The organism is Variovorax sp. 3319, assembly GCF_031456585.1.
Taxonomy (GTDB): Bacteria; Pseudomonadota; Gammaproteobacteria; order Burkholderiales; family Burkholderiaceae_C; genus Variovorax; species Variovorax paradoxus_P.
In genome coordinates this window covers 1-22,312 of sequence record NZ_JAVDUZ010000022.1, presented here as the reverse complement: position 1 = coordinate 22,312, position 22,312 = coordinate 1, and the positions used below count along the sequence as shown (strand labels likewise).

At 65.9% G+C, this 22,312-nt stretch carries 24 protein-coding genes and 1 pseudogene; 12 read left to right on the top strand and 13 right to left on the bottom strand.

Annotation, left to right across the window (positions count from 1 at the left end):
• Nucleotides 1-330: 330 nt before the first annotated feature.
• From J2X67_RS27220 to J2X67_RS27205, 4 genes are all read left to right on the top strand, one after another.
• Entirely contained in the window at nucleotides 331-1,383 is a 1,053-nt protein-coding gene (locus J2X67_RS27220) for a tripartite tricarboxylate transporter substrate binding protein (RefSeq protein ID WP_309958094.1), read from the top strand.
• A gap of 10 nt (nucleotides 1,384-1,393) precedes the next feature.
• Nucleotides 1,394-1,780 (top strand): chorismate mutase family protein, encoded by a 387-nt coding sequence (locus J2X67_RS27215; RefSeq protein ID WP_281148676.1) that lies wholly within the window; start codon nucleotides 1,394-1,396, stop codon nucleotides 1,778-1,780.
• A gap of 126 nt (nucleotides 1,781-1,906) precedes the next feature.
• Complete coding sequence (locus tag J2X67_RS27210) at nucleotides 1,907-2,527, top strand: hypothetical protein (protein ID WP_309958093.1); 621 nt, start codon at nucleotides 1,907-1,909, stop codon at nucleotides 2,525-2,527.
• Between the two features lie 219 nt (nucleotides 2,528-2,746).
• A complete protein-coding gene (locus J2X67_RS27205) occupies nucleotides 2,747-3,097 on the top strand; it encodes a hypothetical protein (protein WP_309958092.1) in 351 nt (116 codons plus the stop codon).
• A gap of 45 nt (nucleotides 3,098-3,142) precedes the next feature.
• On the opposite strand, the gene J2X67_RS27200 is transcribed toward J2X67_RS27205, so the two are convergent.
• From J2X67_RS27200 to J2X67_RS27185, 4 genes are all read right to left on the bottom strand, one after another.
• Nucleotides 3,143-3,436 carry a type II toxin-antitoxin system RelE/ParE family toxin gene (locus tag J2X67_RS27200; RefSeq protein ID WP_309958090.1) on the bottom strand — a complete coding sequence of 98 codons (294 nt, stop codon included), beginning with the start codon at nucleotides 3,434-3,436 and terminating at the stop codon, nucleotides 3,143-3,145.
• A gap of 7 nt (nucleotides 3,437-3,443) precedes the next feature.
• The gene (locus J2X67_RS27195) at nucleotides 3,444-3,728 is read right to left on the bottom strand and encodes a ribbon-helix-helix protein, CopG family (RefSeq protein ID WP_309958089.1); all 285 of its coding nucleotides are present in this window, start codon (nucleotides 3,726-3,728) and stop codon (nucleotides 3,444-3,446) included.
• Between the two features lie 389 nt (nucleotides 3,729-4,117).
• Nucleotides 4,118-4,978: a nucleotidyl transferase AbiEii/AbiGii toxin family protein gene (locus J2X67_RS27190; protein ID WP_309958088.1), complete on the bottom strand. Its 861-nt coding sequence runs from the start codon at nucleotides 4,976-4,978 to the stop codon at nucleotides 4,118-4,120.
• The gene (locus J2X67_RS27185; protein WP_309958087.1) at nucleotides 4,975-5,586 is read right to left on the bottom strand and encodes a type IV toxin-antitoxin system AbiEi family antitoxin domain-containing protein; all 612 of its coding nucleotides are present in this window, start codon (nucleotides 5,584-5,586) and stop codon (nucleotides 4,975-4,977) included. Before J2X67_RS27185 ends, J2X67_RS27190 begins: the two co-directional genes overlap by 4 nt.
• A 120-nt stretch (nucleotides 5,587-5,706) precedes the next feature.
• Between J2X67_RS27185 and J2X67_RS27180 the strand changes: the two are divergent.
• Nucleotides 5,707-5,930 (top strand): annotated as a pseudogene (locus J2X67_RS27180) (helix-turn-helix domain-containing protein); the annotation flags it as partial.
• On the opposite strand, the gene J2X67_RS27175 reads toward J2X67_RS27180, so the two are convergent.
• Nucleotides 5,832-6,077, bottom strand: coding sequence for a hypothetical protein (locus J2X67_RS27175; RefSeq protein ID WP_309958102.1), 246 nt, complete (start codon nucleotides 6,075-6,077; stop codon nucleotides 5,832-5,834). The pseudogene J2X67_RS27180 and the gene J2X67_RS27175 overlap by 99 nt on opposite strands.
• Nucleotides 6,078-6,087: 10 nt before the next feature.
• On the opposite strand from J2X67_RS27175, the gene J2X67_RS27170 reads away from it, so the two are divergent.
• Nucleotides 6,088-6,381 carry a plasmid partitioning protein RepB C-terminal domain-containing protein gene (locus J2X67_RS27170; protein ID WP_309958100.1) on the top strand — a complete coding sequence of 98 codons (294 nt, stop codon included), beginning with the start codon at nucleotides 6,088-6,090 and terminating at the stop codon, nucleotides 6,379-6,381.
• A gap of 126 nt (nucleotides 6,382-6,507) precedes the next feature.
• Here the strand turns inward: J2X67_RS27170 and J2X67_RS27165 are convergent, their stop codons facing one another.
• Genes J2X67_RS27165 through J2X67_RS27155 form a run of 3 tightly spaced genes read right to left on the bottom strand, consistent with a single transcriptional unit; the run spans nucleotide 6,508 to nucleotide 7,710 of the window.
• Nucleotides 6,508-6,858, bottom strand: coding sequence for a hypothetical protein (locus J2X67_RS27165; protein ID WP_309958086.1), 351 nt, complete (start codon nucleotides 6,856-6,858; stop codon nucleotides 6,508-6,510).
• 24 nt (nucleotides 6,859-6,882) lie between these two features.
• Complete coding sequence (locus J2X67_RS27160; RefSeq protein WP_309958085.1) at nucleotides 6,883-7,290, bottom strand: hypothetical protein; 408 nt, start codon at nucleotides 7,288-7,290, stop codon at nucleotides 6,883-6,885.
• Nucleotides 7,291-7,323: 33 nt separating this feature from the next.
• Complete coding sequence (locus J2X67_RS27155; RefSeq protein WP_309958084.1) at nucleotides 7,324-7,710, bottom strand: hypothetical protein; 387 nt, start codon at nucleotides 7,708-7,710, stop codon at nucleotides 7,324-7,326.
• 88 nt (nucleotides 7,711-7,798) lie between these two features.
• On the opposite strand from J2X67_RS27155, the gene J2X67_RS27150 reads away from it, so the two are divergent.
• Together J2X67_RS27150 and J2X67_RS27145 are read left to right on the top strand one after the other, a co-directional pair.
• Nucleotides 7,799-8,008, top strand: a complete 210-nt coding sequence (locus J2X67_RS27150) for a hypothetical protein (RefSeq protein WP_309958083.1) — start codon at nucleotides 7,799-7,801, stop codon at nucleotides 8,006-8,008.
• 341 nt (nucleotides 8,009-8,349) lie between these two features.
• Entirely contained in the window at nucleotides 8,350-13,392 is a 5,043-nt protein-coding gene (locus J2X67_RS27145; RefSeq protein WP_309958082.1) for an autotransporter outer membrane beta-barrel domain-containing protein, read from the top strand.
• Nucleotides 13,393-13,694: 302 nt separating this feature from the next.
• On the opposite strand, the gene J2X67_RS27140 is transcribed toward J2X67_RS27145, so the two are convergent.
• Nucleotides 13,695-14,003: a hypothetical protein gene (locus J2X67_RS27140; protein ID WP_309958081.1), complete on the bottom strand. Its 309-nt coding sequence runs from the start codon at nucleotides 14,001-14,003 to the stop codon at nucleotides 13,695-13,697.
• On the bottom strand, nucleotides 14,000-14,941 hold the full coding sequence (locus J2X67_RS27135; RefSeq protein ID WP_309958080.1) for a zinc-binding dehydrogenase: 942 nt from the start codon (nucleotides 14,939-14,941) through the stop codon (nucleotides 14,000-14,002). Before J2X67_RS27135 ends, J2X67_RS27140 begins: the two co-directional genes overlap by 4 nt.
• A gap of 109 nt (nucleotides 14,942-15,050) precedes the next feature.
• Between J2X67_RS27135 and J2X67_RS27130 the strand changes: the two genes are divergently transcribed.
• The 3 genes from J2X67_RS27130 to J2X67_RS27120 all read left to right on the top strand — a co-directional run bounded on the left by J2X67_RS27130 (nucleotide 15,051) and on the right by J2X67_RS27120 (nucleotide 18,024).
• Nucleotides 15,051-15,482, top strand: a complete 432-nt coding sequence (locus J2X67_RS27130; protein WP_309958079.1) for a MarR family transcriptional regulator — start codon at nucleotides 15,051-15,053, stop codon at nucleotides 15,480-15,482.
• 858 nt (nucleotides 15,483-16,340) lie between these two features.
• Complete coding sequence (locus tag J2X67_RS27125; protein ID WP_309958077.1) at nucleotides 16,341-16,667, top strand: helix-turn-helix domain-containing protein; 327 nt, start codon at nucleotides 16,341-16,343, stop codon at nucleotides 16,665-16,667.
• Nucleotides 16,654-18,024, top strand: coding sequence for a HipA domain-containing protein (locus J2X67_RS27120; protein WP_309958076.1), 1,371 nt, complete (start codon nucleotides 16,654-16,656; stop codon nucleotides 18,022-18,024). Before J2X67_RS27125 ends, J2X67_RS27120 begins: the two co-directional genes overlap by 14 nt.
• 510 nt (nucleotides 18,025-18,534) lie before the next feature.
• Here J2X67_RS27120 and J2X67_RS27115 read toward each other — a convergent pair.
• From J2X67_RS27115 to J2X67_RS27105, 3 genes are all read right to left on the bottom strand, one after another.
• Complete coding sequence (locus J2X67_RS27115; protein ID WP_309958075.1) at nucleotides 18,535-18,783, bottom strand: GlsB/YeaQ/YmgE family stress response membrane protein; 249 nt, start codon at nucleotides 18,781-18,783, stop codon at nucleotides 18,535-18,537.
• A 35-nt stretch (nucleotides 18,784-18,818) separates the two neighbouring features.
• Nucleotides 18,819-19,304 carry a hemerythrin domain-containing protein gene (locus tag J2X67_RS27110; protein ID WP_309958073.1) on the bottom strand — a complete coding sequence of 162 codons (486 nt, stop codon included), beginning with the start codon at nucleotides 19,302-19,304 and terminating at the stop codon, nucleotides 18,819-18,821.
• A 334-nt stretch (nucleotides 19,305-19,638) separates the two neighbouring features.
• Complete coding sequence (locus tag J2X67_RS27105; protein WP_309958072.1) at nucleotides 19,639-20,553, bottom strand: manganese catalase family protein; 915 nt, start codon at nucleotides 20,551-20,553, stop codon at nucleotides 19,639-19,641.
• 1,379 nt (nucleotides 20,554-21,932) lie between these two features.
• On the opposite strand from J2X67_RS27105, the gene J2X67_RS27100 reads away from it, so the two are divergent.
• A complete protein-coding gene (locus J2X67_RS27100) occupies nucleotides 21,933-22,253 on the top strand; it encodes a hypothetical protein (RefSeq protein WP_309958071.1) in 321 nt (106 codons plus the stop codon).
• Nucleotides 22,254-22,312: the final 59 nt, after the last annotated feature.

Genomic DNA, 22,312 nt, shown 5'->3' with positions numbered 1-22,312 from the left:
CAATCTCGCCAGGCCGCGTCCTTGCGTGGGACCCGCGTGTCCCCGCGGACTGTTTTTCCACCGGCCGATTCGGGGGACATGACAACTCGGCGAGTTACAAGGCAAGGCTGCGGCGTCCTTGACGAGGATGACTGCCAGAGGACTTCGGCGCCGCGGTTGTCCTCGATCTTGCGTCGCAAGCAAGTGCGGCGTCTCGGGGCTTCGCTCGCTCGCTGGCAAGTCGGACCCGCGCGGCTTCGAGGCCCGTGCGGAGATATTGCGCAGCAGGCAGGAGTTGATCCAGCTCGCTGCCGAAGCAAGACTCGGCTTCCGATTTCGATAGGTCCAGCCATGCCCCACCTCCTCTCTTTCCGAACACGCGCCGCTCGTCTGCTGTGTCTTGTCGGCGCATTCGCCTGCGCCGGCATTGCCTGCGCGCAATCGTCCGGCGCGAGCCGCCCCGATCCCGGCCCCGCCAGCGCCAGGAGCGAGCCGCCGGCGGATCTGAACTGGCCGACGCGCCCGCTGCGGCTGGTCGTCGGCTTCGGCGGCGGCTCCTCGCCGGATTTCGTGGCACGCGTGCTGGCTGCTCCCATGGCGAAGGCGCTCGGCCAGCCGGTGATCGTCGAGAACCATCCCGGCGCGAGCGGCAACATCGCCGCGGACATCGTTGCGAAGTCCACCGACCGCCATACGGTCGGCATTCTGATCAACGGCAACATGACGATCGCCAAGATACTGAATCCGGCGACTTCCTACGATCCGCAGAAGGACTTGATGCCGCTGAGCATCATCTGCACGGCACCCCTGGTGCTTGCCACGACGCCACAGGTTTCGAAGGCGGCGCCTCGCGGCTTTCTCGAAGCCGCGCGCGTCGCCGGTGGCAACTGGAGCTATGGCACGCCCGGGATCGGCACGATCGGCCATCTCGGCATGGAGCTTCTCAAGGCCCGCACCGGCATCGGCGCCGTGCATGTGCCCTACCAGGGCAATCCGCAGGTCGTCACCGGTCTGATCAGCGCGCAACTGCAGCTGGCGCTCCTTCCGCCGGGCCTCGCACAGGAGCAGGTCAGGGCCGGAAAGCTGCGCGCGATCGGCATCACGTCGGCACGGCGATCCGAACTGGTGCCGGACTACCCGACCCTGTCGGAAGCGGGGCTCAAGGATTTCGAACTCGAGATCTGGACCGCCGCGGCCGCGCCTGCGAGCCTGCCGCCCCCCGTCGCGCAGCGCCTGCGCCAGGTTCTTGCGGAAGTGATCCGCCTGCCGGAAGTGCGGCAGAAACTGTTCCAGCATGGCTACGAGGCGGCCGGCATTTCGGGCGACGCGCTGCTGCGCCGGGTGAAGGCGGACACGGCCGCGCTCAGCGGAATCATCGCGAGCCAGCGCATCAAGCTTGAGTAAGGAGACTCCCATGAATTCAGGACAACAACGCCCCAAGGGCGGCGAGGCACCCGCTGCCGCCGAGCGCACTGCTGGTTCGGCGTCCGCCGACGGCGCCGAGGAGGCCCAGCGAATCCTGGCATTGCTGCGCGGCGAGCTCGACGACCTGGACAGAACCCTGCTCGAGACCTTGAGGCGCCGGCTGGACTGCTGCTGCCGGATCGGTCTGCACAAACGGGAGCATGCGATTCCGATGATGCAACCCCATCGCATCGGGGTCGTGCAGGCGCGCGCGGCGGCCTTTGCTGCCGCGCACGGCATGAACCCGGATTTCCTGCGTTCACTGTATGAACTGATCATCACGGAGACCTGCCGGCTGGAGGATGAGATCATCGGCGTGCCCTCGTCGCCCGCGTGACGACGCGGGGGTGCGTACGCGGGCGAGCGCTTGCACGAAGCCCGGCCGGTGCACTTGCGCGCGGGGATCGCGAGGGCGGCGCTCGATGCGCTGTCACGGGTCATGCTCCATTTCCAGGGCGAACACATGCTGATCTTTTCCACTTTGGGCCGCGAGGGCAGCAACCATCACTTCGTGCTCCAGCAGTACCTTGCCGCCCATGGCATCGCACAGGACTCGCGCGTCGTGCTGTTCGGCGACTTCCACAGCGGCGCGCGTGCGCTGATCGCCGGCGAGGCGGACTACCTGCTCCAGTGCGCCGTGCATCCGACCGCGGCCGAGATCACGGGCACCTATCGCAGTGCCATGGTGGTCGTCGACGCCTTCATTTCGCCGAGTCAGCCGATGGCGCTCGTGCAATCCACGGCGCGCGGGGACGGCGCCGGCAAGGTGGGCGTGCAGCCGGCCACGCAGAGCTATGCCGATCTTTCCGCCTGGCCGGCCATCGTCCACGAGCCCACGGTGCTTGCGGTCCAGGAGGGCCTGGCGCAAGGACGCTACAGCGCGGGCATCGTCTTCGCTTCCTTCGCGATGGCGCACCCGGGACGCTTCGAAGTGATCGAGCCCATCGGCACCGTCTGCGATGCATGGATCGTCTACGGACGCCAGGCCGTCGATCAGGGCGCGGCCGTGGTCTGGAAGGACAGTCCGCTCGCGCGGCAGTTCCATGCACGGATCGAGCGGTGCTTGGCGCCCGGCGGCAGCTGACACTGCCGTCGCCCGTCGTGGTGCGAGCGGCTCGAGCCGGCCTGAAGGGGGCGGCGCCGTGATTGCTCGCTCGAACATCGCCGGAGCCGAAACGGAGCGCGCCGTCGCGCTCGCTGCAGCCGGTCAGTCGGGAAGAGCCGCCAGCGGACTGCTCTGACCGGCCTTCATGCCGGTGATAGGCCCACCGCTGTGCTTCTATACTGAGGCGCAGGAGGGAACATGCTGTCATTCATCCGCCGCCTCTTCGAGAGGCGGCCCGACAGTGCGCGGGTCGCGTCCATCGTTCTTCGGACGCTGCAGAAGCATGCGCCCGGCGAGGCGTTTTCTCTCAATGCCGAGCAGTGCCTGATCCGGCGTGCCGACGGCGGCGTCATCTACCTCGACAACCTGTACCGGGACTACTGCCAGGCGGAACCTTCCGAGCGAAAAGTCCAGATCGAGCGCTTCGTCCTCGGCATGCTCAGCGCGGACAGGCCGGAGGGATTCGACGCGGCCCGCGCCAGGCTGCTGCCGGTCCTGCGGCACCTGCTGTGCAGCCTGGGTCGAGGCGAGAGCGGGATGGGGTGGTGAGCGGCGTCCGGTGCTGCCAGGCAGAGGGCGCGGGCGGGCGGCCCTTCAGTGCTTGAATCCGGACTCGCGCTGTGCTCGCAGTGCCAGGATGAAGACGGTGTCGATCGCGGCCAGGTAGCGGTACAGCGCCACATAGCCGCGGTTGTCCTTGCCGATGATCAGCTCACGCTTTCCGCCTGCGACGGGGCGGCCGATCAACGGGCTGCGCGAAAGGATCTGAATGGCATCGAGGATCTCCCCGACCCGGTTCGCCACGTCGGCGACCTGGTGCTGTTTCAGATGGTCGATGACACGGTCGATGTCGTCCAGGACTTCCGGCGCTAGCTCGATGCGGACCATGGTCCGGTCAGGGCGCCGGCCTGCGCGCCACAGGCCGACGAGGTTTCTGGCCGGCCGCGCGTGCCTTCAAGTAAGCCGCAGCGTCCTCCCAGGCGACCGATTCGCCGGTGCGCTGCAGCGCCGCCCACCGCTTGTCTGCGATCCGATGCAGCTCCTCGTCCAATTCGCTGCGCTCGACCATGTCGGACAGCGCGTCCAGAATGAACGCGTGCGACGACCTGCCCGACCTCGCAGCCGCAGCCGCGATGCGGGCCTTGAGCTCATCTTCAAGACGGATGGTCGTTGTCGGCATGTCGATGGACCTCATGACCTTGATGGGGATACAACTGTAGCACACTTGTAGCACATTGGGTCTGCAGCTCTCTTGTCGGTCCGGCCTTGGCAGGCTGGATGGTGCCTGGATACGCCGCCTCACCTCTAGGCAAATGACTGCGGCAGCGCACGTAGGCGCATCGATCTGCGCGAGGATGCTCAACGTCGCGGTGCGCCTGGCAGGCAGCAGGACATTCGCTACTGCCGAGAGGCGGCTTCCGCGTGATCGAAGGAGTCCACAACGCCGAACGGCTGCGTCCGCGCGCGGCCACCGTCCGCCCGGCGAATTCGAGTTCCGACTCGCTCAGCCGGCGGTTTTGTTCTGGCGACTCCGCTGGCCCCGTCGAAGAGGTTCATTCCGATTTCGGGTCAGGCGTCCGTGGAGTGCGACACCAGAAGTTTCTCGAACTCGCCGCGCAACCGCGCGACGACTTCGGCGAGGTCCAGCGCATCGAGACGGTTCTTTTTCAGGAAGGCGGCCCATTGACTTTGCTTTGCAGCATCCTGCACGAATGCATCGCTCAACCCCGAAAGGATGGTGGCGGGGAACGCGAGTTTCCTTCGTTCAAATGTGGCCTTGACGGCGCGGCGCAGTTCTGCGGTTTCCAGGGCATGGTCGGCCAGCAGAACCCAGAGATCGAAGTAGTCCTTCAGGCGGGTATTCGCCATGCCCAGAAGGCACACTGCGTGCAACTTCTCGGCGATCACGGTGTATTTCGGATAGCAGCGCAGTTGCGGGGCGGGCAGGTCTGCGAGCAGCACCGGGTAGCTCACCGATTCGGGCGCTGGGGTGACCGCATCGCCAAAACCGATGTCGACTTGCAGCGCGATGCGTGCGCCATCCAACTTCGCCTGCAGTTCGACCCGGACGCCGCCATAGCCTGCCTCTTTGCGGATCACCGAACCCTTGACAGATGCAGGGTCGAAAGCGACGCCATCCTCCACCTCGATCTGGCAGACCTCGCGGAACGCTGCCACCGCGGTGACGGTATCGTCCGGGCCGAAGCCCAACAGGTCCGCATCCCGCGTCGGCCGATGGGGGTGGTCATACCACAGCGAAAACAGCAGCGCGCCCTTGAGCAGGTAGTTGGTGGCATGCGGTGAGATCGACAGCCGATACAGCAACCGCTCCAATCCATAGTAGGTCAGGATCAGGTTGAAATCCTGCTTTGTGGCATCGGCATGCTGTTTCAAGCGGGCTCTTACCGAGGCCGCGAGATTGCCGCTCATGCTGTGACGCTTTCCAGATAGGGCCGCATGACATTCGCGACGCGATCCACGGTGGCGTAGTGCCAGAGCGCATCGATCGTCAGCTTGCGTTGAGACCAACCATCGCGCAGCGCTTCGAGAGCCACGTCCAGACCGATCTTGTTGCGATACTTGAAGCAGTCGGCCACCGTCTTGGCCGCATTGAAAACCGGGACCTTCACGCCATCGATCTCCATCGGTTCGATGCCTTCGGTCAGAGCCGTCCCCGACATGCGCACGACGCGCAGGGCAGGGCGGTCGAGCCGGGGTGTAGGCGAGTGACGAGGAATCGCGATCCAGACTTCGAACGGCGCCTGCGTGCCGATGCCATGGACGCGCAGCGCCGATAGCAGGCATACCACGCCCCGCGGCACGCGCAAGGCTACTTCGGCCAGAGACCGGTGCTCACTCAGCGCGCGGTCCGGCAAGGTGTAGACGCCGCGGGCGACGCGATCAAGCTTGCCGGCGGAAACCAGTCGGCTGAGCACTACCGTGGGCAGGCCCTGCTCGGCCAGTTCGCGCGCGCGCAGCAGTGGTCGGCGCTCCGCGAGTGCGAGCACGGCTTGTTCGAGCGCGGAATCTGAGCCCATCACCAATTATGTTGCGATTACTAGTCTTTTGTCAATAAACGACTAAAAAACGCACACGATCTGGCCAACGCCAAACTGCCCCGGCGTAGCAGCGCGCAGTGATCGCTTCTCCTCGGCTGCGTGGGCAGGTTGTTGATTGCCAAGTCCATCCGCGAGATTGCAAGGCGTACAGGCTTGTCTCGCAGCACCGTGAAGAAGTACCTGCGAGCCGGCGACCAAGCGCTGCGCAAGCCAAGCGGGCGAGCTCAAGCGAGCTCGATACCCATGCCGATAAGCTCGCGACCCGACTCGCGATCGAGGCCACCAGATCGCGGAAGCAGCGGCGCAATCTGCGGCAGATCCATACGCCCCCCTCCCAGGAGAAACTCGAAAAGGTCGGTATCACGCCAGACCGCATCGTGGAAGTGGTTGATTTCCAGAAGCAAATCACCGAAGCGGCTGCCGAGCTTCGTGCGATGCTCCAGTGACGAATGAACTCCGGGGCCGGTCAAGGGCGGGCGTCTGTCCAGGTCTTCAACATCGCCACAAGCGGCTCGACTGTGCGCGTCAGTCAAGGATCGAGGCGTCAGTCAGGAACAGGTTGATCGCATGGAGCGGGAGATGTCTGGTCTGCAGGACCAGTACAGGATGATCGAGCGGGGTTTTGGCGAGGACATGCTCAACCTTGTGCTGGCCAGAGGCTACGTCGCCAAGCTGGTCGACAACAAAGCGGTGTTCCGGTACCTGGAGCGCAACCATGGGGAGGTGCTCGAGCAACTGATGGGTTTGGTGCGCGCAACCTCGACAGATGCTTGAAGTCATCGGTGAGTAAATCGGGCCACCCAAGGGTGGAGCTGAGGTTCTCGTGCATAACGGCGCAGGGGACTAGCCCAGCCCGGGAAAAGTTGCGATCCCGTATTTGTGCACCTGCATACCCCTCATTTAGGCGTTGCCATCGCTCACGTCGAAGTTCAATCCACAGGCTCTTAAGGCGGCTTGCAGCGATGCGCTTTCCTCGGGAGAAAATCCATCGAAGTAGATCTGCAGCGTCTTGCCGCAGCTCAGAAACAGATCTTTGCCCGGAGCCGCCCAAAGCTGGACACCGTGTCCAACCGCCGCTGTCAGAAAAACGAAGGCCTCCTCAGGAGAGATGAGGCCGATCTCCTCGCCTAGATTGCTCCAGCCCGTGATCTCGGCGCTGCGGGGATGCTCGAACCTCCACCCCAATGCTTGCAGGGCGTCGAGTAGCTGAACGCAACTCGCCGGAGAAAGGCGGGCCATCTCTTTGGTCATGGCCAAATCGTAGCTGCTGCCATCTCACGGAACACGAACGGCGAAATAGGCTTCGTCGGTATCTCCTAAATCGCGGAAGCCCGCCGTCCTCGCCGCGTCGAAGGCCTTGATCCAGCGCTTGGCCAGTGCGATCTCGTCTTTGGTCAGGTCGCTTTCTCCCGACTCGCTCGCGTTCTGGAACGCGCGCAGCGCCGGCACCACCTCATGGCCCAGTTGCCGGTCGAGCTCCCGCCGGAAGCGCTGCTCCGCGACCTTCACTGCATCGGCCGCTGGATGCGGATAGTCGGAGAGCCGCACCAGATAGGCGACGCGAGGTTCCGGTTCCACCTCTTCGAACCGGAACGGCGTGTCGTAGTCGCTGGCCTCCTCCGGCGCGACGTCGACTGCCGCCGCGGGCATTGGCTGCGGGAAGAAGAGTTCAGCTTGGTCCATGGTCATTTTTCCTTGAGCAAGTTCGGCAACGCGTTACGCACTTTCACCGAGGCTGGAACTGCCGCGGCGCGATGGCCAGCGCTGCAGCGCCTTCGCGATCATTTCGCCGTGGCGCTGCGCCTCCAGGCGGGCCGCCTTCGCATCGGGCGGGGCAGGCCGCGGCACCGGCCGGCAGAACCAGCGCTGCGGGTAGGTGTCCGCCTTGATGTTCTTGAGCGCCCGTCCACGCGGATTGATCTCGGTGCCTTCGATGAAGAAACCGCCCCGCACCTCGAGCATGGACGCACGGTTGAGCAGCGGGATCACATAGCTCTCCTGGTCGTCGGTCAGCAGCATCGCGATCATCAGGCTGCGGCCCGGGCGCGGGTCATGAATGCGGGGCACGTAGAGCAGCTCTCCAATGCGGCGCGTGTGCTTCACCGCCTCTTTGGTGGACAGCGCCTGGCCCTAGAACCGGTATCTAAACACTTCGCAGTACAACTGTATGAATATACAGTAGTATCGGCGCATGGAAAACGTGCCCGCGACCCTTTGGATTGCCGCCTGCGCGCACCGGCTGCAGCAGCAGTGGCATACCGTCGATCCGCTCGAGCTGGAGGATGTCGCACGCGATCTATGGCGTGACGACGGGCTGCGAGCGATGCCACCGGATCAGGCGGCCGCGGAGTGGTTGCGCCCGATCAGGCGGCCCGATCTTTTCGGCGAGCCGGCTCGCTGAACCATTGCGCCGCCGAATCCCGTCGAACTCCGGCCCGATCTCCATCGAATAGTGGCCCACCCCGCTTTTGGCGAAAAGGCCGCCATTCCAAGAGCGGTTCGCAAACAGCGGGTGCCGCCGTGGCGGCGAGGTCGAAGGGCGATCTGGCCTCCCAGGCGCGATCGGCGCGGGGCTTCGTTGCCGTCGGGCGAGCGTCGTGCTGGCGCTCGCGGTGGGCGAATGCGGCGTTCCACAGGAACCACCCAGTCGAGCCGTCTTTACAAACGACATTGTCTGTATTCGTTAACAGAATGTGTTGCTTCTTGTATCCTTCGCGGCGATTTTGATCAGTGAAAGCCGCAATGAACCGTTCTTTTCTCAGCCGCTGGAATGAAGCGCTGCAGGCGTGGGTGGCCGTGCCTGAAATTTCCCGCATCCAGGGCAGGGCGAGAAGCGTCTCGTCGGGCCGGTCCATAGGCGCTGCTTCGCAGCCGACGCGACGGCGGTTTCGCTGGAGCGCCGTGATGAGCGTGGTGGTCGCGCTGGGCGCCGCGCCCGCCGCGGCACAAAACCTGCTGATCGGCACCGCGGGCGAGGCGGGGGCGGCGCTGGGGATCGGGGGCAGCGGAGGCGCCGGTGGCATCGGCGGCGGCGGGGGCGGGGGCAGCGGCGGAGGGGGCGCTGGCGGGGGAGGGGGCGGGTACGGCGCCGGCGGCGGTGCCGCGGGCTTCGTGTACGGCTCCAACAGCGGCGGGGCCGGTGGCGCGGCCGCGGACGGTGCCGGCGCCAATGCCGGGTCCGACTCGGCCGGGCTCGGCGGCGCGGGTAACAACGGCGGCAGCGCGGGCGCGAACGGCGTGCAGGGTCCGACCGGTCCGTTCGACGCGAAGGTCGGCGGAAGCGCGGCCAGCGGCGTGGCTGCGGGCGTCCTGGACGGCGGCGTGAGCCGTGCCAGCTTCACGGCCGACGCCACCGTGAACGGTGCGCTCGGCATCGGTGGCAGTGGCGGTGGCGGCGGCGGGGCGAGCGGCACTGCGGCCGGCGGCGCCGGCACCAGCGGCGGCGCGGGCGAACTCACGATCACGGCGGGGACCACCACCGTGACCGGTGCCGTCCTGGTGGGCGGATCGGGCGGCGGTGCAGGCGGCGGCAGCGGCAATGCCGCGGGTGGCACAGGCGGCGCAGGCGGCGAGGGCCGCCTGACCCTGAACGGCGGCAACTTGGTGGCGGGCAGCCTCATCGTGGGTGGCAGTGCCGGCGGCAACGGCTCGGCCGGGGCCGCGCCGGGCGGACAGGCCGGCGCAGGCACGCTGACGATCAGCGCCGGTGGCCTGAGCGTGGCCGGCGGCGTCACAGTGCGCGGCAGCGGGCTCGTCGATTTCCAGCCCGCGGCGGGCCAGCAGCTTTCGGCCGGCTTCGCGATCTCGGGCGAAGGCCGTGTCGTGCAGTCGGGCGGCGGGACGACCGTGATGACCGGCGACAACACCTACACCGGGGGCACGACCATCAGCGCCGGGACGCTGCAGATCGGCGCGGGCGGCACCAGCGGCCGCATCGTGGGCAACGTCGTCAACGACGGCGCGCTGGTGTTCAACCGCTCCGATGCATCAAGTTTCGGCGGCGCCATCAGCGGCAGCGGCAGCCTGCGCCAAGCCGGCAGCGGCACGCTCGAACTCACGGGCATCAACACCTACGCAGGCGGCACCGCGATCAGCGGCGGCACACTGCGCGTGGCCGGCGACGGCGCACTGGGCATGGCGAACGGCACGCTGAGCCTCGATGGCGGCGGCAGGCTCCAAAGCACGGGCGCCTTCACGAGCGTGCGCGACGTGACGCTCGCCGGCGCCGGGACCATCGCCAGCGCGGGCGACCTGACCATGAGCGGCATCTTCACCGGCAGCGGCTCGCTCGACGTGCAGGCGGGTGCGGCCGCCATCACGCTCACCAACGCGGCCAATGATTTCGGCGGTGTCGTGAGTCTGGCCGGCGGCACCACGCAGATCAACGACCGCAACGCGCTCACGCTGGGCACGCTGGCCACCGGTGACCTCACCGTCACGAGCCACGGCAACCTCAACCTCGGACAGGGTTCCGCATCGTCCATCGATGCGCGCAGCAACGGCGGCCAGGTCGCGCAGTCGGGTGCGGTTTCGGTGCTCGGCGCGCTGTCGGTCGATGCCGGCGCGGGCGATGTCGTGCTCGACCGGGCGGACAACGACTTCCGGGGCGCCCTGTCGCTGCGCGGTGCGAACATCTCCGTCGCCGCGGGCGGCGATCTCTCCGTGTCCACACTGGTCACTGGCGTGAACGGGGCGGTCAGCCTCGTGGCCGGCGGCGTGCTGAGTCTTTCCGGAACGGCGATCGACACCGGCTCGGCCGGGCTTGCGCTGGCGTCGAACGGCGGCGCGCTCGATGTTTCCGGCAGCCTCCGGGGCGGCGAGGTTTCGCTGGCCGGGCGCGACGGCATCTCCCTGGCGGCCGATGTGAGCGCGGCGAATGTCCTGAAGGTCTCGAGCAAGGCCAGCGTGTTGCAGACTTCGGGCGTCGTGACGGCCGGGACGCTGACCGGCCGCGTGGACGGCGACGCGACGCTGGGCGGGTTCAACCGGATCGGCGCCGTGGGCGACTTCAGCGTCGGCGGGGCGCTCAGCCTGCGCAACCAGCAGGGCCTGGCGGTCACGGGCAACGTCGCGGCCGGAAGCGTGGCGCTTGACGTGGCGCAAGGCGTGGTGGTCACCGGTTCGCTCGGCGCGACGGGCAAGGGTGCGTCGATCTCCCTCGCGGGTGGTACCCGCCTGCAGGTCGGCGATGGCGCTGCCACGGGTGTGCTGACGGGCAATGTCCACAACGAGGGCACGCTCGCGTTCAACCGCTCCGACGTCGTGAGCTTTGCGGGCGCGATCGACGGCAAGGGCGCCGTGGTGCAGCAGGGCACCGGCACCCTGGTCCTCACCGGCACCAACAGCTACAGCGGCGGCACGGTGGTGAAGTCGGGCGTGCTGCAGGGCACGACCGCGAGCCTCCAGGGCGACATCGCCAACGACGCGACAGTCACTTTCGACCAAGCCGCGGCGGGCAGCAAGGGCACCTATGCCGGCACCATGACGGGCACCGGCAGCCTGCGCAAGATCGGGGAGGGTGAACTTGAGCTTGCGGCCGTCAACACCTACAGCGGCGGCACGCGGATCGACGCAGGCACGCTCTCCGCGAGCGTGACCGGGGCGCTGGGCAGCGGGCCGGTGTCGGTGGCAGGCGGCGCGGCGCTGCGCTTTCGCGGCGCGGCCGACATGGGCAGTGTCACGCTCGCCACGCAGGCCGGCGGCATGATCGATTTCACCGACAGCGTGACGGCGCCGAACGCCACCATCGTCAACAACGCGGGCGGCACCGTCCGGCTGAGCCAGCTCACGGCGGACGGAACGTCGATCGGCGCCATCTCGGGTTCGGGACAGGTGCTGCTGGGCGCGAAGGCACTGACCACCGGAACACTCGACACCGACACCGAGATCTCGGGCGTGGTCTCCGGCCTTGGCGGTTCGCTCGTGAAAACGGGCCGCGGCACGCTCACCCTGTCGGGCGCCAACACCTACACGGGCGGCACGGCGCTGCGCCAGGGCCGCCTGAACGTCGGCCACAACCAGGCGCTGGGCACCGGCGTGCTTGCGATGGACGACGACACCACACTCGGCTTTGCGGCCGAGGGCGTCGCCATTGCCAACCCCATCCTGCTGACCGGCCACAACGACCCGGTCATCGACACCGGCGCTTTCTCCGGCACCCTGGCGGGTGCCATCACGGGCGGCGGCTTCGTCACCAAGGAGGGCACCGGCACGCTGACGCTGTCCGGCGCCAACACCTACACGGGCGCGACCCAGATGGCCCAGGGCACGTTGAGGGCAGGCGCACCGAACACGCTGAGCGCGGCGTCGGCGCACAGTGTCGCGGCCGGCGCCACGCTGGATATCGCAGGCTTCGATCAGGCGGTGGCGTCGCTCGCCAACAGCGGCACGGTATCGCTGGCCGGCGCGGCCCCGGGCGCCACGCTGACGGTCACCGGCGGCTACGTGGGCCACAACGGCGTGCTGCGAGTCGGCACCGCACTGGGTGGCAACGGCCCCGCCGACCGGCTGGTGCTCGATGGCGGCGCGGCCACTGGCCGTACGCAGATGCAGGTCGTCAACGTGGGCGGGCTCGGCGCGCTCACGAGCGGCAATGGCATCGAGGTGATCAGCGCCCGCAATGGCGCCACCACGACGGCCCAGACCACCAAGGATGCGTTCTCGCTGGCTGGCGGCCACGTCGATGCGGGCGCCTATGAATACCGCTTGTACGCGGCCGATGTCAATGGCACCGGCGAAAACTGGTTCCTGCGGTCGAGCGTCGCTTCCCCGGCGGCGCCGGGGGTGCCGGGCGTGCCAGCGAGCGTGACCGCCTACCGTACCGAGGCATCGCTCTACGCCGCCCTTGCCGGGCAAACGCGCGTGGGCAACCTCGCCATGCTCGGCGACCTGCGCAAGCGCGTGGGCGACGACGATGGCGCGGCGGTCGCCGCGGCCACGCCGGACCATCCTCCGGGCCGCCGCGCCTGGGCCCGCGTGCTTTCCGCGGACATCGACATCCGGCAGGGCGGCGTGCTGTCGCCGACCAGCAAGGGCCGCCTCACCGGCTTCCAGGCCGGCACGGACCTGCTGTCGATGCGCCACTGGCGCGCCGGGATCTACGTGGGCCAGCTGGACGGCGATGCGCGCGTGAACGGCTTTGCAAGCGGCATCCAAGGCCTTGCCGTGGGCCGCAACGACCTGCGCAGCCAGTACGTGGGCGCCTATGGCACCTACAAAGGCGAGAGCGGCTTCTACGCCGATGCGGTGGTGCAGTCGGGCCGGCACCGCTACACGGCCGAGCCGCTGCCGGGCGGCGGGGCCGCCGGCAAAGGCAACAGCCTGGTGGGATCGATCGAAGTGGGGCGCTCCTTTCCGCTGGCTGGCAGCGGCTGGCACATCGAGCCGCAACTGCAGCTCGTTCATCAGCACATGGACCTGAGCAACGCGGCCATCATCGGCGCGGTGGTGCAGCCGCAGGCCGACAGCGGATGGCTGGCGCGAGCGGGCGTGCGGGTGAAGGGCGAGATTGGCACCGGCCTCGGCACCTTGCAGCCTTACGGCCGGTTCAACGTCTACAAGGCGCCCAGCGGCGCGGATGTGGCGCGCTTCGTCAACGGTGCGAGCCGCACCGACATCGCGGCACCTACCGGCGGCACCAGCACCGAGCTTGCAGGCGGCTTCACGCTGGCGCTGGGCTCGTCGACCACGCTCTACGGCGAGTTTGGCAAGCTCTGGGCCTCGGGTGGGAATGCCAAGGTGAAGAGCTCGGTCAACGGGTCGATCGGCGTGCGGGTCAAGTGGTAATGAAGGCCTCCGCGGGGCATATGCTTTGTCGGAGTTCCTTACCTTCAAATGCCCAACAAGAGCGATTGGTCGTTCGTGATCAGCACCGACATCGACGGCGCGCAAAACTTCGACGCAAAGGTCCGTTTCGCTGCCCACCGAGTTAATGGCAGCGAAAGCGGCGAAAGTCCGCGTGTCAGGGGTTCGATTCCGCCCCAGCTTTGAGCGGGGGCTCGAACTGCTTACCAGTTTCGAAGAATCAATAACTTGCCGCTGCGATTCACGGTTTGCGATTCGATTCCATGTCTCATTGAGGCTTGCTTTCATGGGTCTTTTTCAAAAGCTGCCTTTCTTGCAAGCCGTACCCCTGACGTTCCACTCAAGGCGGCGGCCACCTGCAGGTTTGGGTTGGCGGCCTGGGCACGTTCGATCAACTTGACGAGCATCGGATCGGGAAATGCCTTCCACGAATCGGCGAGTGCCACCATCGATCCGTTATGGGGTAAGGGCGCGCGCCAGACCTCGGGCAGCTCAATGGCGACAGGCGCGTGCAATGACGGGCTTGCGCAAGCAGCCAACGGCAGGACCAGCCCGCATGTCGCGATCAGGGAGGACAGGCGACCGGCCGTCATGGCGTGAAGACAATGCGCTCGTGGGTACTGGCCACCCCGGACCACGCTTGCTCCACGTTGCGCAGTGGCATGGCCTTCACGTCGATGCGGAACGTTCCGCGTGCGATCTCTTTCGCCAGCGCCGGCAACTCCGTAAGAATTTCGCGACCTGACACCGAGCCGTAGCCACTGCCCACGATCTGGAGTTTTGCAGATCGCAGGAAGGCGCCTGGAATGGCAGCGACTTCACCCGCCATCGAGCCGATGTGTATCCAGGTGATCGGCAAGCTGCGATCCGCCCGTTGCTTGAGTACGGTCTCCATGACGCGAACCGCACTCTCACCCCAAACGAGATCGAGCACGACATCGACGTCGTGCGCGAGGGGGCCCAACCCGGCATCCCCCAACGTCACAATCTCTGTGGCGCCAAGCGCGGGCAGTTTTGCGAGCCTCTCCTCGTCGCGCCCCGCGGCGATGACCCTCGACGCTCCCAGGTGCCGGGCGATCTGCACGGCCATGCTTCCTGAGCTTCCGGTGGCACCGAGGATCAGCACCTTCTGCCCTCTCTGAAACGGCACGCGGCAACGCATCGCGAGCCAGGACGCCATCGCCGGATTCATCGCACCCGCGACCGTTGCTGGATCGCTGTCGGTCGGCAGCTCGATGCTGTGGTCGAGTTCGATCACCGTTTTATCGGCCATCGTGCCGACTTGCCCGGGGCTCTGCACGAAGTAGCGCAGCTTGCCATCGGTACCGCGTCCGACGCCATCGACACCCGGGACGAGCGGCAGCCCCCCATTGCTGGAGTAGTGAACGCCCGAAGCTTGGCCGCGAGTGACGCGATGCAGGCCGGCCGCGAGCACGTCGACGAGCATTTCTCCCGGCCCGTGGGGTACGGGATCGGCGTAGTCGCTGTAGTGCGGCGGTTGGTCGAACGAGGTGATGACAGCAGCTTTCATGGGTTCTCCTTCGGTGGGCATGTGGCCCATAAAGTTCGTAGTACGATCTATTATTGATACGTAATACGAACTATGTCAACATAGAATCATGACGAGAGAGAAAAAATCCATGAAGCCAGCCCCCGCGCCCGATGAAGGGCTGGCCGATGCACTTGTGACGACCGCCTTTGTCACGATGGCCGTGATCAACAAGATTGGCGCCGAGAACGACTTGTCTCTCACGCTGATCCGCGTCCTGGGAATCCTGTGGGACCGGCGCCCGCGAATGGCCGAACTCGCCGACTACCTTGGGCTGGAGAAGCAGACGATGTCAGGGCTTATCGCCCGGGCAGAAAAAAGGGGATTGGTAGCGCGCGCGCCGAACGAAGAAGATGGCAGGGCGACAGACGTTTTTCTCACGAGCGACGGGGCCAAGCTCGTCAAGCGGCTGCGTGTCCAAGGGCAAGAGGCACTGGCCCCAATCATCGAACGGCTCAGCGCACCGGATCAGCAGCTCCTTCAGAAGTTGCTTCAGCGCATGTTCGAAGCTCGGAAGGGTTGAAGGTCAAAGGGGCGGCTAAGCCGGTGGCCAAAAATCTCTCAAGATGAGATCAGTTCAGTCTGCGCCAGCGATCGTGGTGCGCCACACCGCCAGGTTCTGAATCAAGGCGTCGCCTCCACAGCAAGGAAGCAGCGAAGATGCATCGCGTCCTGCATCAATCTCTTCAGGTGGTCGCGCATCGGCTCCGGGTCGCGCTGCCATCGACTCGCTGAGATATCTACGACTCGGCACGGGAAATTGCTGGTCTCGATGCTGTATTCGGCATCGCTCGCGTGCATCCACGGTGGCTTTGAGACCGCGTCGCGGCCGGCTCGGTCAGGCGGCCCTAGCCAGTTCGTGAACCTGATGCGGCCAGCGGCATCGGTATGCTGTGGGAAGCTTGGCCGGCAGCAGGACTCTCCTTTGTAGAAGGCCAGCAGCTCAATTGCTCAGCGTGTCGAGTTAGTTAGGTAGGGGACCGCGTTCGAGATAGGTCTCGAGGGCGATGAAGGTTCTCACGCCCTTGGATCCGTTCAAACCACAGTGCTCATCATCGCTGGCGATATAGAGAATCTGACTTGTCGAATTGCCCCCTGGGACTCGGCATTCGACGGCACGCCCGCATCCTTGCTTTCGTGCCTGGCTTGCATCTGCAGCGGGCCATGCGATTCTCCCGACAAGGTCGATCAGACCAGACTAAGAATGTTCATCCCTGGGGCTTCGGAGCATTAGGGGAACCCAGTCGCTAGCGAACAGAACGGTTGAATTCGGAGTTTCAGAAATAGCCTCGCGGGACGCCGGCCAAAGCATTAAAATTCGGAATTCCAGAAATACCTGGCCGCCTAACCGGTTCCAAGCGGCTATTTGGCATATTCCGAAATGATCTCCAACAGCGTCAAAGTCAGCACGGCCGGCGCCGCCGGGGCGATTGCGTCGCCTCCGGTCCTGGTGCGCGAGCCGCGCGGCCTCGGGCAGTACGTGCGGCAGGCCCGAAAGCAGCAGCAGCTTCGCATCGACGACGCGGCGAGCCTCTTTGGCGTCTCGGTCGACCTGGTCTCGCGGCTCGAGAATGGCGCGGGCTCCGTCAGGCTCGACAAGCTGCAGGCTGTGCTCGACGGGCTGGGTCTTGCCCTCGTGGTCGGACCGAAGGGCGCTTTGCAGAGTTTTGTGACCAAGCAGAGTGCGCCGGACGATGAGCGAGGCTGAGGACCGCGTGCATCGCTTGCGCGTGACGCACGATGGCGGCACTCCTGTCGGCGAGCTGGCCTACGCAGGGGCGGAAGACCGCTGGTCGTTCCGCTATGACCCGGCATGGGCGCGCCAGGGCGCCTTTCAACTCTCGCCGGCATTTCCGTTCGAGCCGCCAGCTGGCGGCTACGACTCCCACGCCATCCGGCGCTTCATCGTGAACCTGTTTCCCGAAGGGGCGCCCCTGCGCGCCGCGCTCGAGCAACTCCATGTCGCACCCAGCAACGCATTCGCGCTGCTGCGAGGAATGGGCGGCGAGACGACCGGCGCATTGGAGTTCCAGCCCGTCGACCAACCCATTGCCGCGGCCGCTCGCCGAGAACAGCGCGCTCTCTCGCGAGAGGAACTCAGCGGCCGTATCGATGCTGCGAAGGAGGGCGGCCTCACGGTGTGGGACGGGCGGGTCCGAATGTCGATTGCGGGCTACCAGGACAAGCTGGCCGTCTGGGCTGCGCACGACCTCGTCCAAGACCCGGAGGCCAGCATGTGGCTCCCGGAGCCGCCGCTGGCTTCGACTTTCATTCTCAAGCCGCAGCCGGCCGGAGCGCGCACGCCGCACCTTGTGGCCAACGAGCACTACTGCATGACGCTCGCGCGGGCCTATGCTGCCCAGGTGGCCCGTGTCGCCATCATGCGCCTGCCGGTTCCCGTGCTGGTCGTCGCCCGGTTCGACCGGCAATGGCGCGCCGAAGAAAACCAAGCCTGGGTGTCGAAACTGCATGTCATTGACGGCTGCCAGGCCGCCGACCTTTCGGTGGATGCCAAGTATGAGCGCAACCTAGGCAATTCCCCCGAACTTGCGCGGTATCGCGACGGGATGAGTCTGCCCAGGCTTTTCAGCCTCGCCGCGCTCATGCGCCGCCCGGCCGTGGCGCGGCTGGAGATGCTGCGTTGGGCGCTGTTCCAGCTGGTCGTCGGCAACTGTGATGCGCACGGCAAGAACTTCTCGTTCTTCGTCGACGGAACGATGCTTGAGCCCGCGCCGTGGTACGACGTCGTGAGCGTGGCCCAGTACCCGGGACTCGACCAGAGCTTCGCCATGGCCTTCGGCGATGCCTTCGCATGGGAAGAACTCAGCGCGATGGAGCTTGCGCATTTCGCGCACCTGTGCGGAATCGATCAGAGGCTGCTGCACCGGGAGGCGCAGCGGCTCTCACGCGCGATGAAGAGGGCGCCCGAACTTCTCTGCGCCCCAACGTATACCAAGGAGGAGTGCGACTTCCTGCGCCCGATCTACGACCTGGTGCAGCAGCGCAGCCAGATGTTGGTGGGACTGGCGGCCGGTGCCGGTGCCTTCAACGGGGAGCACTTCTAGCGGTCGTGGCGCGGCGCATGGGACCAGCGTGGGCACCAGACCATCGAGGGTGGCGACCATGAGCGGTGCATGGGTCCGCGAGGGCTGCCAGCACCGGAAACTCATCGCAGCCGCATCGCCCGTGGTGGCCTCTGCCCTCGACGTGCACGGCCTGAAAGGCCACCAGCCGCTGCTCCAGAGCACGGCCGGTGCGATCAATTGCGGTGTCTGCCGCAGCCGTCGTGCACGCAGGCGTTCGACCATGGACGCCAGGTCTCTAAGGCTTCCGAGAGCGACACGCTGCCGTCGCCGTGGGTGTCCGATGCCGGCTTGAACGCTTCAAGCAGGGCATAGGTGAACAGGCCGTGTCCCCCGCCTCGTACTTCTGCGAGAACTTGTTGCCCTTGGCTGCCACCATGAACGCGAAGCTCGATGCGGCCGAGCGCTTGCGCAGGCTGTGGATGTCGGGCGTGCCTTCGATCTGTCGCGCGTGGCAGGTGTCCACGATCAAGAGACGACGGCCCGCTCGCCTCAGCGCCGGCTCACCACCATTCCGTAAATGACGAGCACGACGATCGCCCCCAGAACCGAGGCAATGAAGCCGGCGCCCGCGCCCGCCGTGTACCAACCCATCGCCTGCCCGACATACGTGGCGATCAGCGAGCCAACGATGCCCAGCACAGCCGTCAGGATGAATCCCATGGCTTGTTTGCCAGGCAGCAAGGCGCGGGCCACAAGCCCGGCGATGAAGCCAATGAGGATGGTCCAGATGATTCCCATGTGAGTGTGTCCGTTGATAGCGTGTGGAGGGGTGATCAGGCCGACGCCAGTTCGCCCATGAGTTCTTCCTTGCGGGCCGTGAGGGTGTCGCGCATGCCGACAAGGTCCAGCTTCCGTGCGGCCCGTGCCTTCACGAAGATCTCGTTGCGCTCTTCCTTCACGTGGTGATCGATGTACTCGCCCAGGACGGTGACCTTGGCATCGAACATGTCGTCCACTTCGGGCGCTTCCTGGATTTGCGCAATCAGGTCCTTGGCGCTCGCATGCTCGACCTCGGCCTCATCGAGCAGGTCCGTGTCCTTGATGGCTTCGCGCAATGCGGGATAGAAGATTTCTTCTTCGATCTGGGCGTGGACCGTCAGCTCCATGCAGATCTGATTCGCAAGTTCGCGCTTCTTCTGCGATGCGCTGGCCGCGCGCGATTTGGTCAACGCGTCGTAGTCCTTGAACATGGCCTTGACCTTGCGATGGTCGGTGTCGAGAAGGCTGCAGGCGTCTGCGGGGGTACGGGTCGTGGGCATCTTGGCTCCTGTGTGTGGGGAGCCATACCTTGACGTGTTTCCATGGAGAGGAGGCGTAGGACGTGATCAGCCGGCGCCGCGGGATTTTGGAGTTTGTGGTTGACGTCGCAGTCGCCTTGCAATGAATGTGCGCATCCGTGCCGTTGACGCCTTCGTTGGTGATCGGCTGGGCCGATGACGCGACCTTTCGCTTTCGCGCACATGGGCGAGTTCGCCGTGAGGCCGCGGTAGCGCGGCCATGTCAGCGCACTGCGCCGATGGCTCGACACAAGCAGAAAGCCCGTCGGCGTCCGGTGGCACGCCGGAGCCGACCGGTGCCTCGGCTGTGCGGGCTTCAGAGCGTCTTCTTCGGCTGGGCATTCAATCCGTCCGGGGGCGCGCCCTCCGACATCCCGAGCTCGGCACCGGTCTGCGGGTCGCTCGATGGGTCCGACGCGGTCCGCGTTGCCATCGCTGCCACAGCAGCGTCCTCGTCAGCGGAAAGCTGCACGCTCGCGGCGCCGTCTCCGCCATCCACGGCCACCTGGTCCTCGGGGGCCTCGACGAACTCCCAGCCGGGGCCCTGGTTCCATGGGCCGCGCACATCACCCCCCTTGGACATGTCGAAGTAGACATTCGCGAACTCGGGCATGCCGGGCAGCTTGCCCGGAGGAAAGTTCGGCTCGATCGCATAGAGCGCTTTTTCGAAGGACTTCTGGTGCGCAATCTCGCGCGTCATCAGAAAGCCCAGCGCTTCCTTCACGCCGGGATCGTCCGTCAGGTTGATGAGCCGCTCGTAGACGATCTTGGCGCGCGCCTCGGCCGCGATGTTGGAGCGCAGGTCCGCCGTGGGCTCGCCGATGCTGTCGATGTAGGCCGCTGTCCACGGCACGCCGGCAGAGTTGACCAGCGCAGGTCCGCCGCCGTAGAGCACCTGCGTCAGGTGGCTGTCGTTGCCCGCGCCGGTGATGCGACGGTAGGCCTCGGCTTCCGAATCGACGCCTTCGGCAAGCCGGCCCTTTGCACCCTTGTTCAGCATGGCGACCATCGTGCCGATCACCTCCAGGTGGCTGAGTTCTTCTGTCGCAATGTCGAACAGCATGTCTTTGCGGCCCGGGTCGTCCTCCGCGAGGGCCTGGGTGAAGTAGCGGCACGCCGCAGCCAGTTCGCCCTGCGGCCCGCCGAACTGCTCGAGCATCAGGTTCGCGAGTCCGGGATTGGTTTCATTCACTCGCAAGGTGTACTGAAGGCGCTTGTTGTGGGCAAACATGGAGATCTCCTGGTGGTGTACATGCCGAAGTCCGGCGAAAAATCGAAGGATAGAAGTGCTTGGTGCCGTGCGGAGTCCATCGAGGTGCCGCGTGGGTAAAGCACCATCAACGATTCCTCGCCTGCGATGCGCTTGTGTAGTCATTGCGCGCATGGCAAGGTGCGAAGCCGCCTGTTTCGAGCGCGGAACGCAGCGACGAACTTCATTGCGATTGCCTGAAGCTGAGACCACACAGCACGCCCCGGCCAACATCGATGGGCCCGGCTCCGACACAGAGGGTCTACGCCGGGAAGGACGCCGTGACGGCCGGCACAGCGCTGCGGCCCGATGCGGCGATCCTTAACCTGGAACTGGCCAGCCCAGATGACGAAGGTGTGGCACGGGCGCTGCGCTGGGCTTTCCCCGATGCCCCGCTCCTTCTCATCGCGATGTCGGGAAACCCCGTTGAGACTGGGTGAACTGCGGCGGTCGGGCGTCTTCGACGACCTGGTGAGCAAGACCATTGATATGGCGGGACTGGTCGAGATGCTGAAAGGCCGCGGCCGCCCGCCCGAGTTCCCGAAGGCGAACAACGATCCGGCTTCACCTGATGCGCGAGACGGTCCCGGTTCGATCCGCTCATCTTCACGTTCGCGCCAGAGCCGCCGAAGGTTTTGTCCTGCGCGCGCACGCTCCGCCGGCTGGTTCATCTGCCCCGCGGCGTGGGCACCATGGGCCGCAACCAGCATGCGAGAACGCAGTGTCAGATGACCCAGCGCGTGACAACCCAGGCCGGCGCGGGTGAAGAAGACGCGGCGGCTGCGAGGACTTTGCGAACCTGGAAGACAGGGGCGACACGCTGTTTGTGCGCGTTCGACGCGTCGATGGCGAAAGATCGGTGCCGGTGGTCATTGCGCGCGCAGCGCTTGAAGCCCACTTTGGGGCAGGGCAGGGCAGGGCGAAAAGGAGCTCGCTCGTGCGTACCGGATCCATCGAGCGACGATCAACGCCAAGGTGTGGGAACTTGCCCCGGCGGGCGACGTGTATACGGGGCGCCAACCCACCGCCGGGTGGTACGCAGGCCTACCGGGAACACGTTGAGACTGGGTGAACTGCGGCAGTCGGGCGTCTTCGACTACCTGGTGAGCAAGCCCATTGATATGGCGGGACTGGTCGAAATGCTCAAGGGCCGAGGCCGCCCGGGCGAATCCCGGCGCCGAGGGGGAACAAATGCGGCTTGAAGAGAGTGCCAGAGGGTCCGGCTCGATCCTTCTCTTTACATGTCTGCGTCCATCCGGCGGCGAAGGTTTTGTCCTGCGCGCGCACGCTCCGCCGGCTGGTCATGCATCGCGTCGCGTGAGGACGATCACTTGCCACCGATGGGCGAGACGGAGGGTCAGATGATCAAGAGCGTCACAACCCATGTCGAAGACAGGGAGGAGTGCGGGGCCGCTTTGAAAGACTTTGCGAATCTGGAAGACAGAGGTAGCACGCTGTTCGTGCGTGTCAAACGCATCAACGGCGAGGGCTCGGTCCCGGTGGTCATCGCGCGCGCGGCGCTTGAAGCTCACTTCGGAGCGGGACAGGGCGAGAAGGATCTCGCTCACGCCTATCTCGCCAATCTGGCGACGATCAACACGAAAGTGTTGGAACTTGCCCCAGCCGGCGACGTGTACACAGACGCCAACCCGATGCTCTTGGGAGCGGCCGACTTCGAGTAGCGGAGGCTCTGCCGAACGCGCTACCGTCTATCTCGCCGACGGCCTACGAAAGAGCGTGT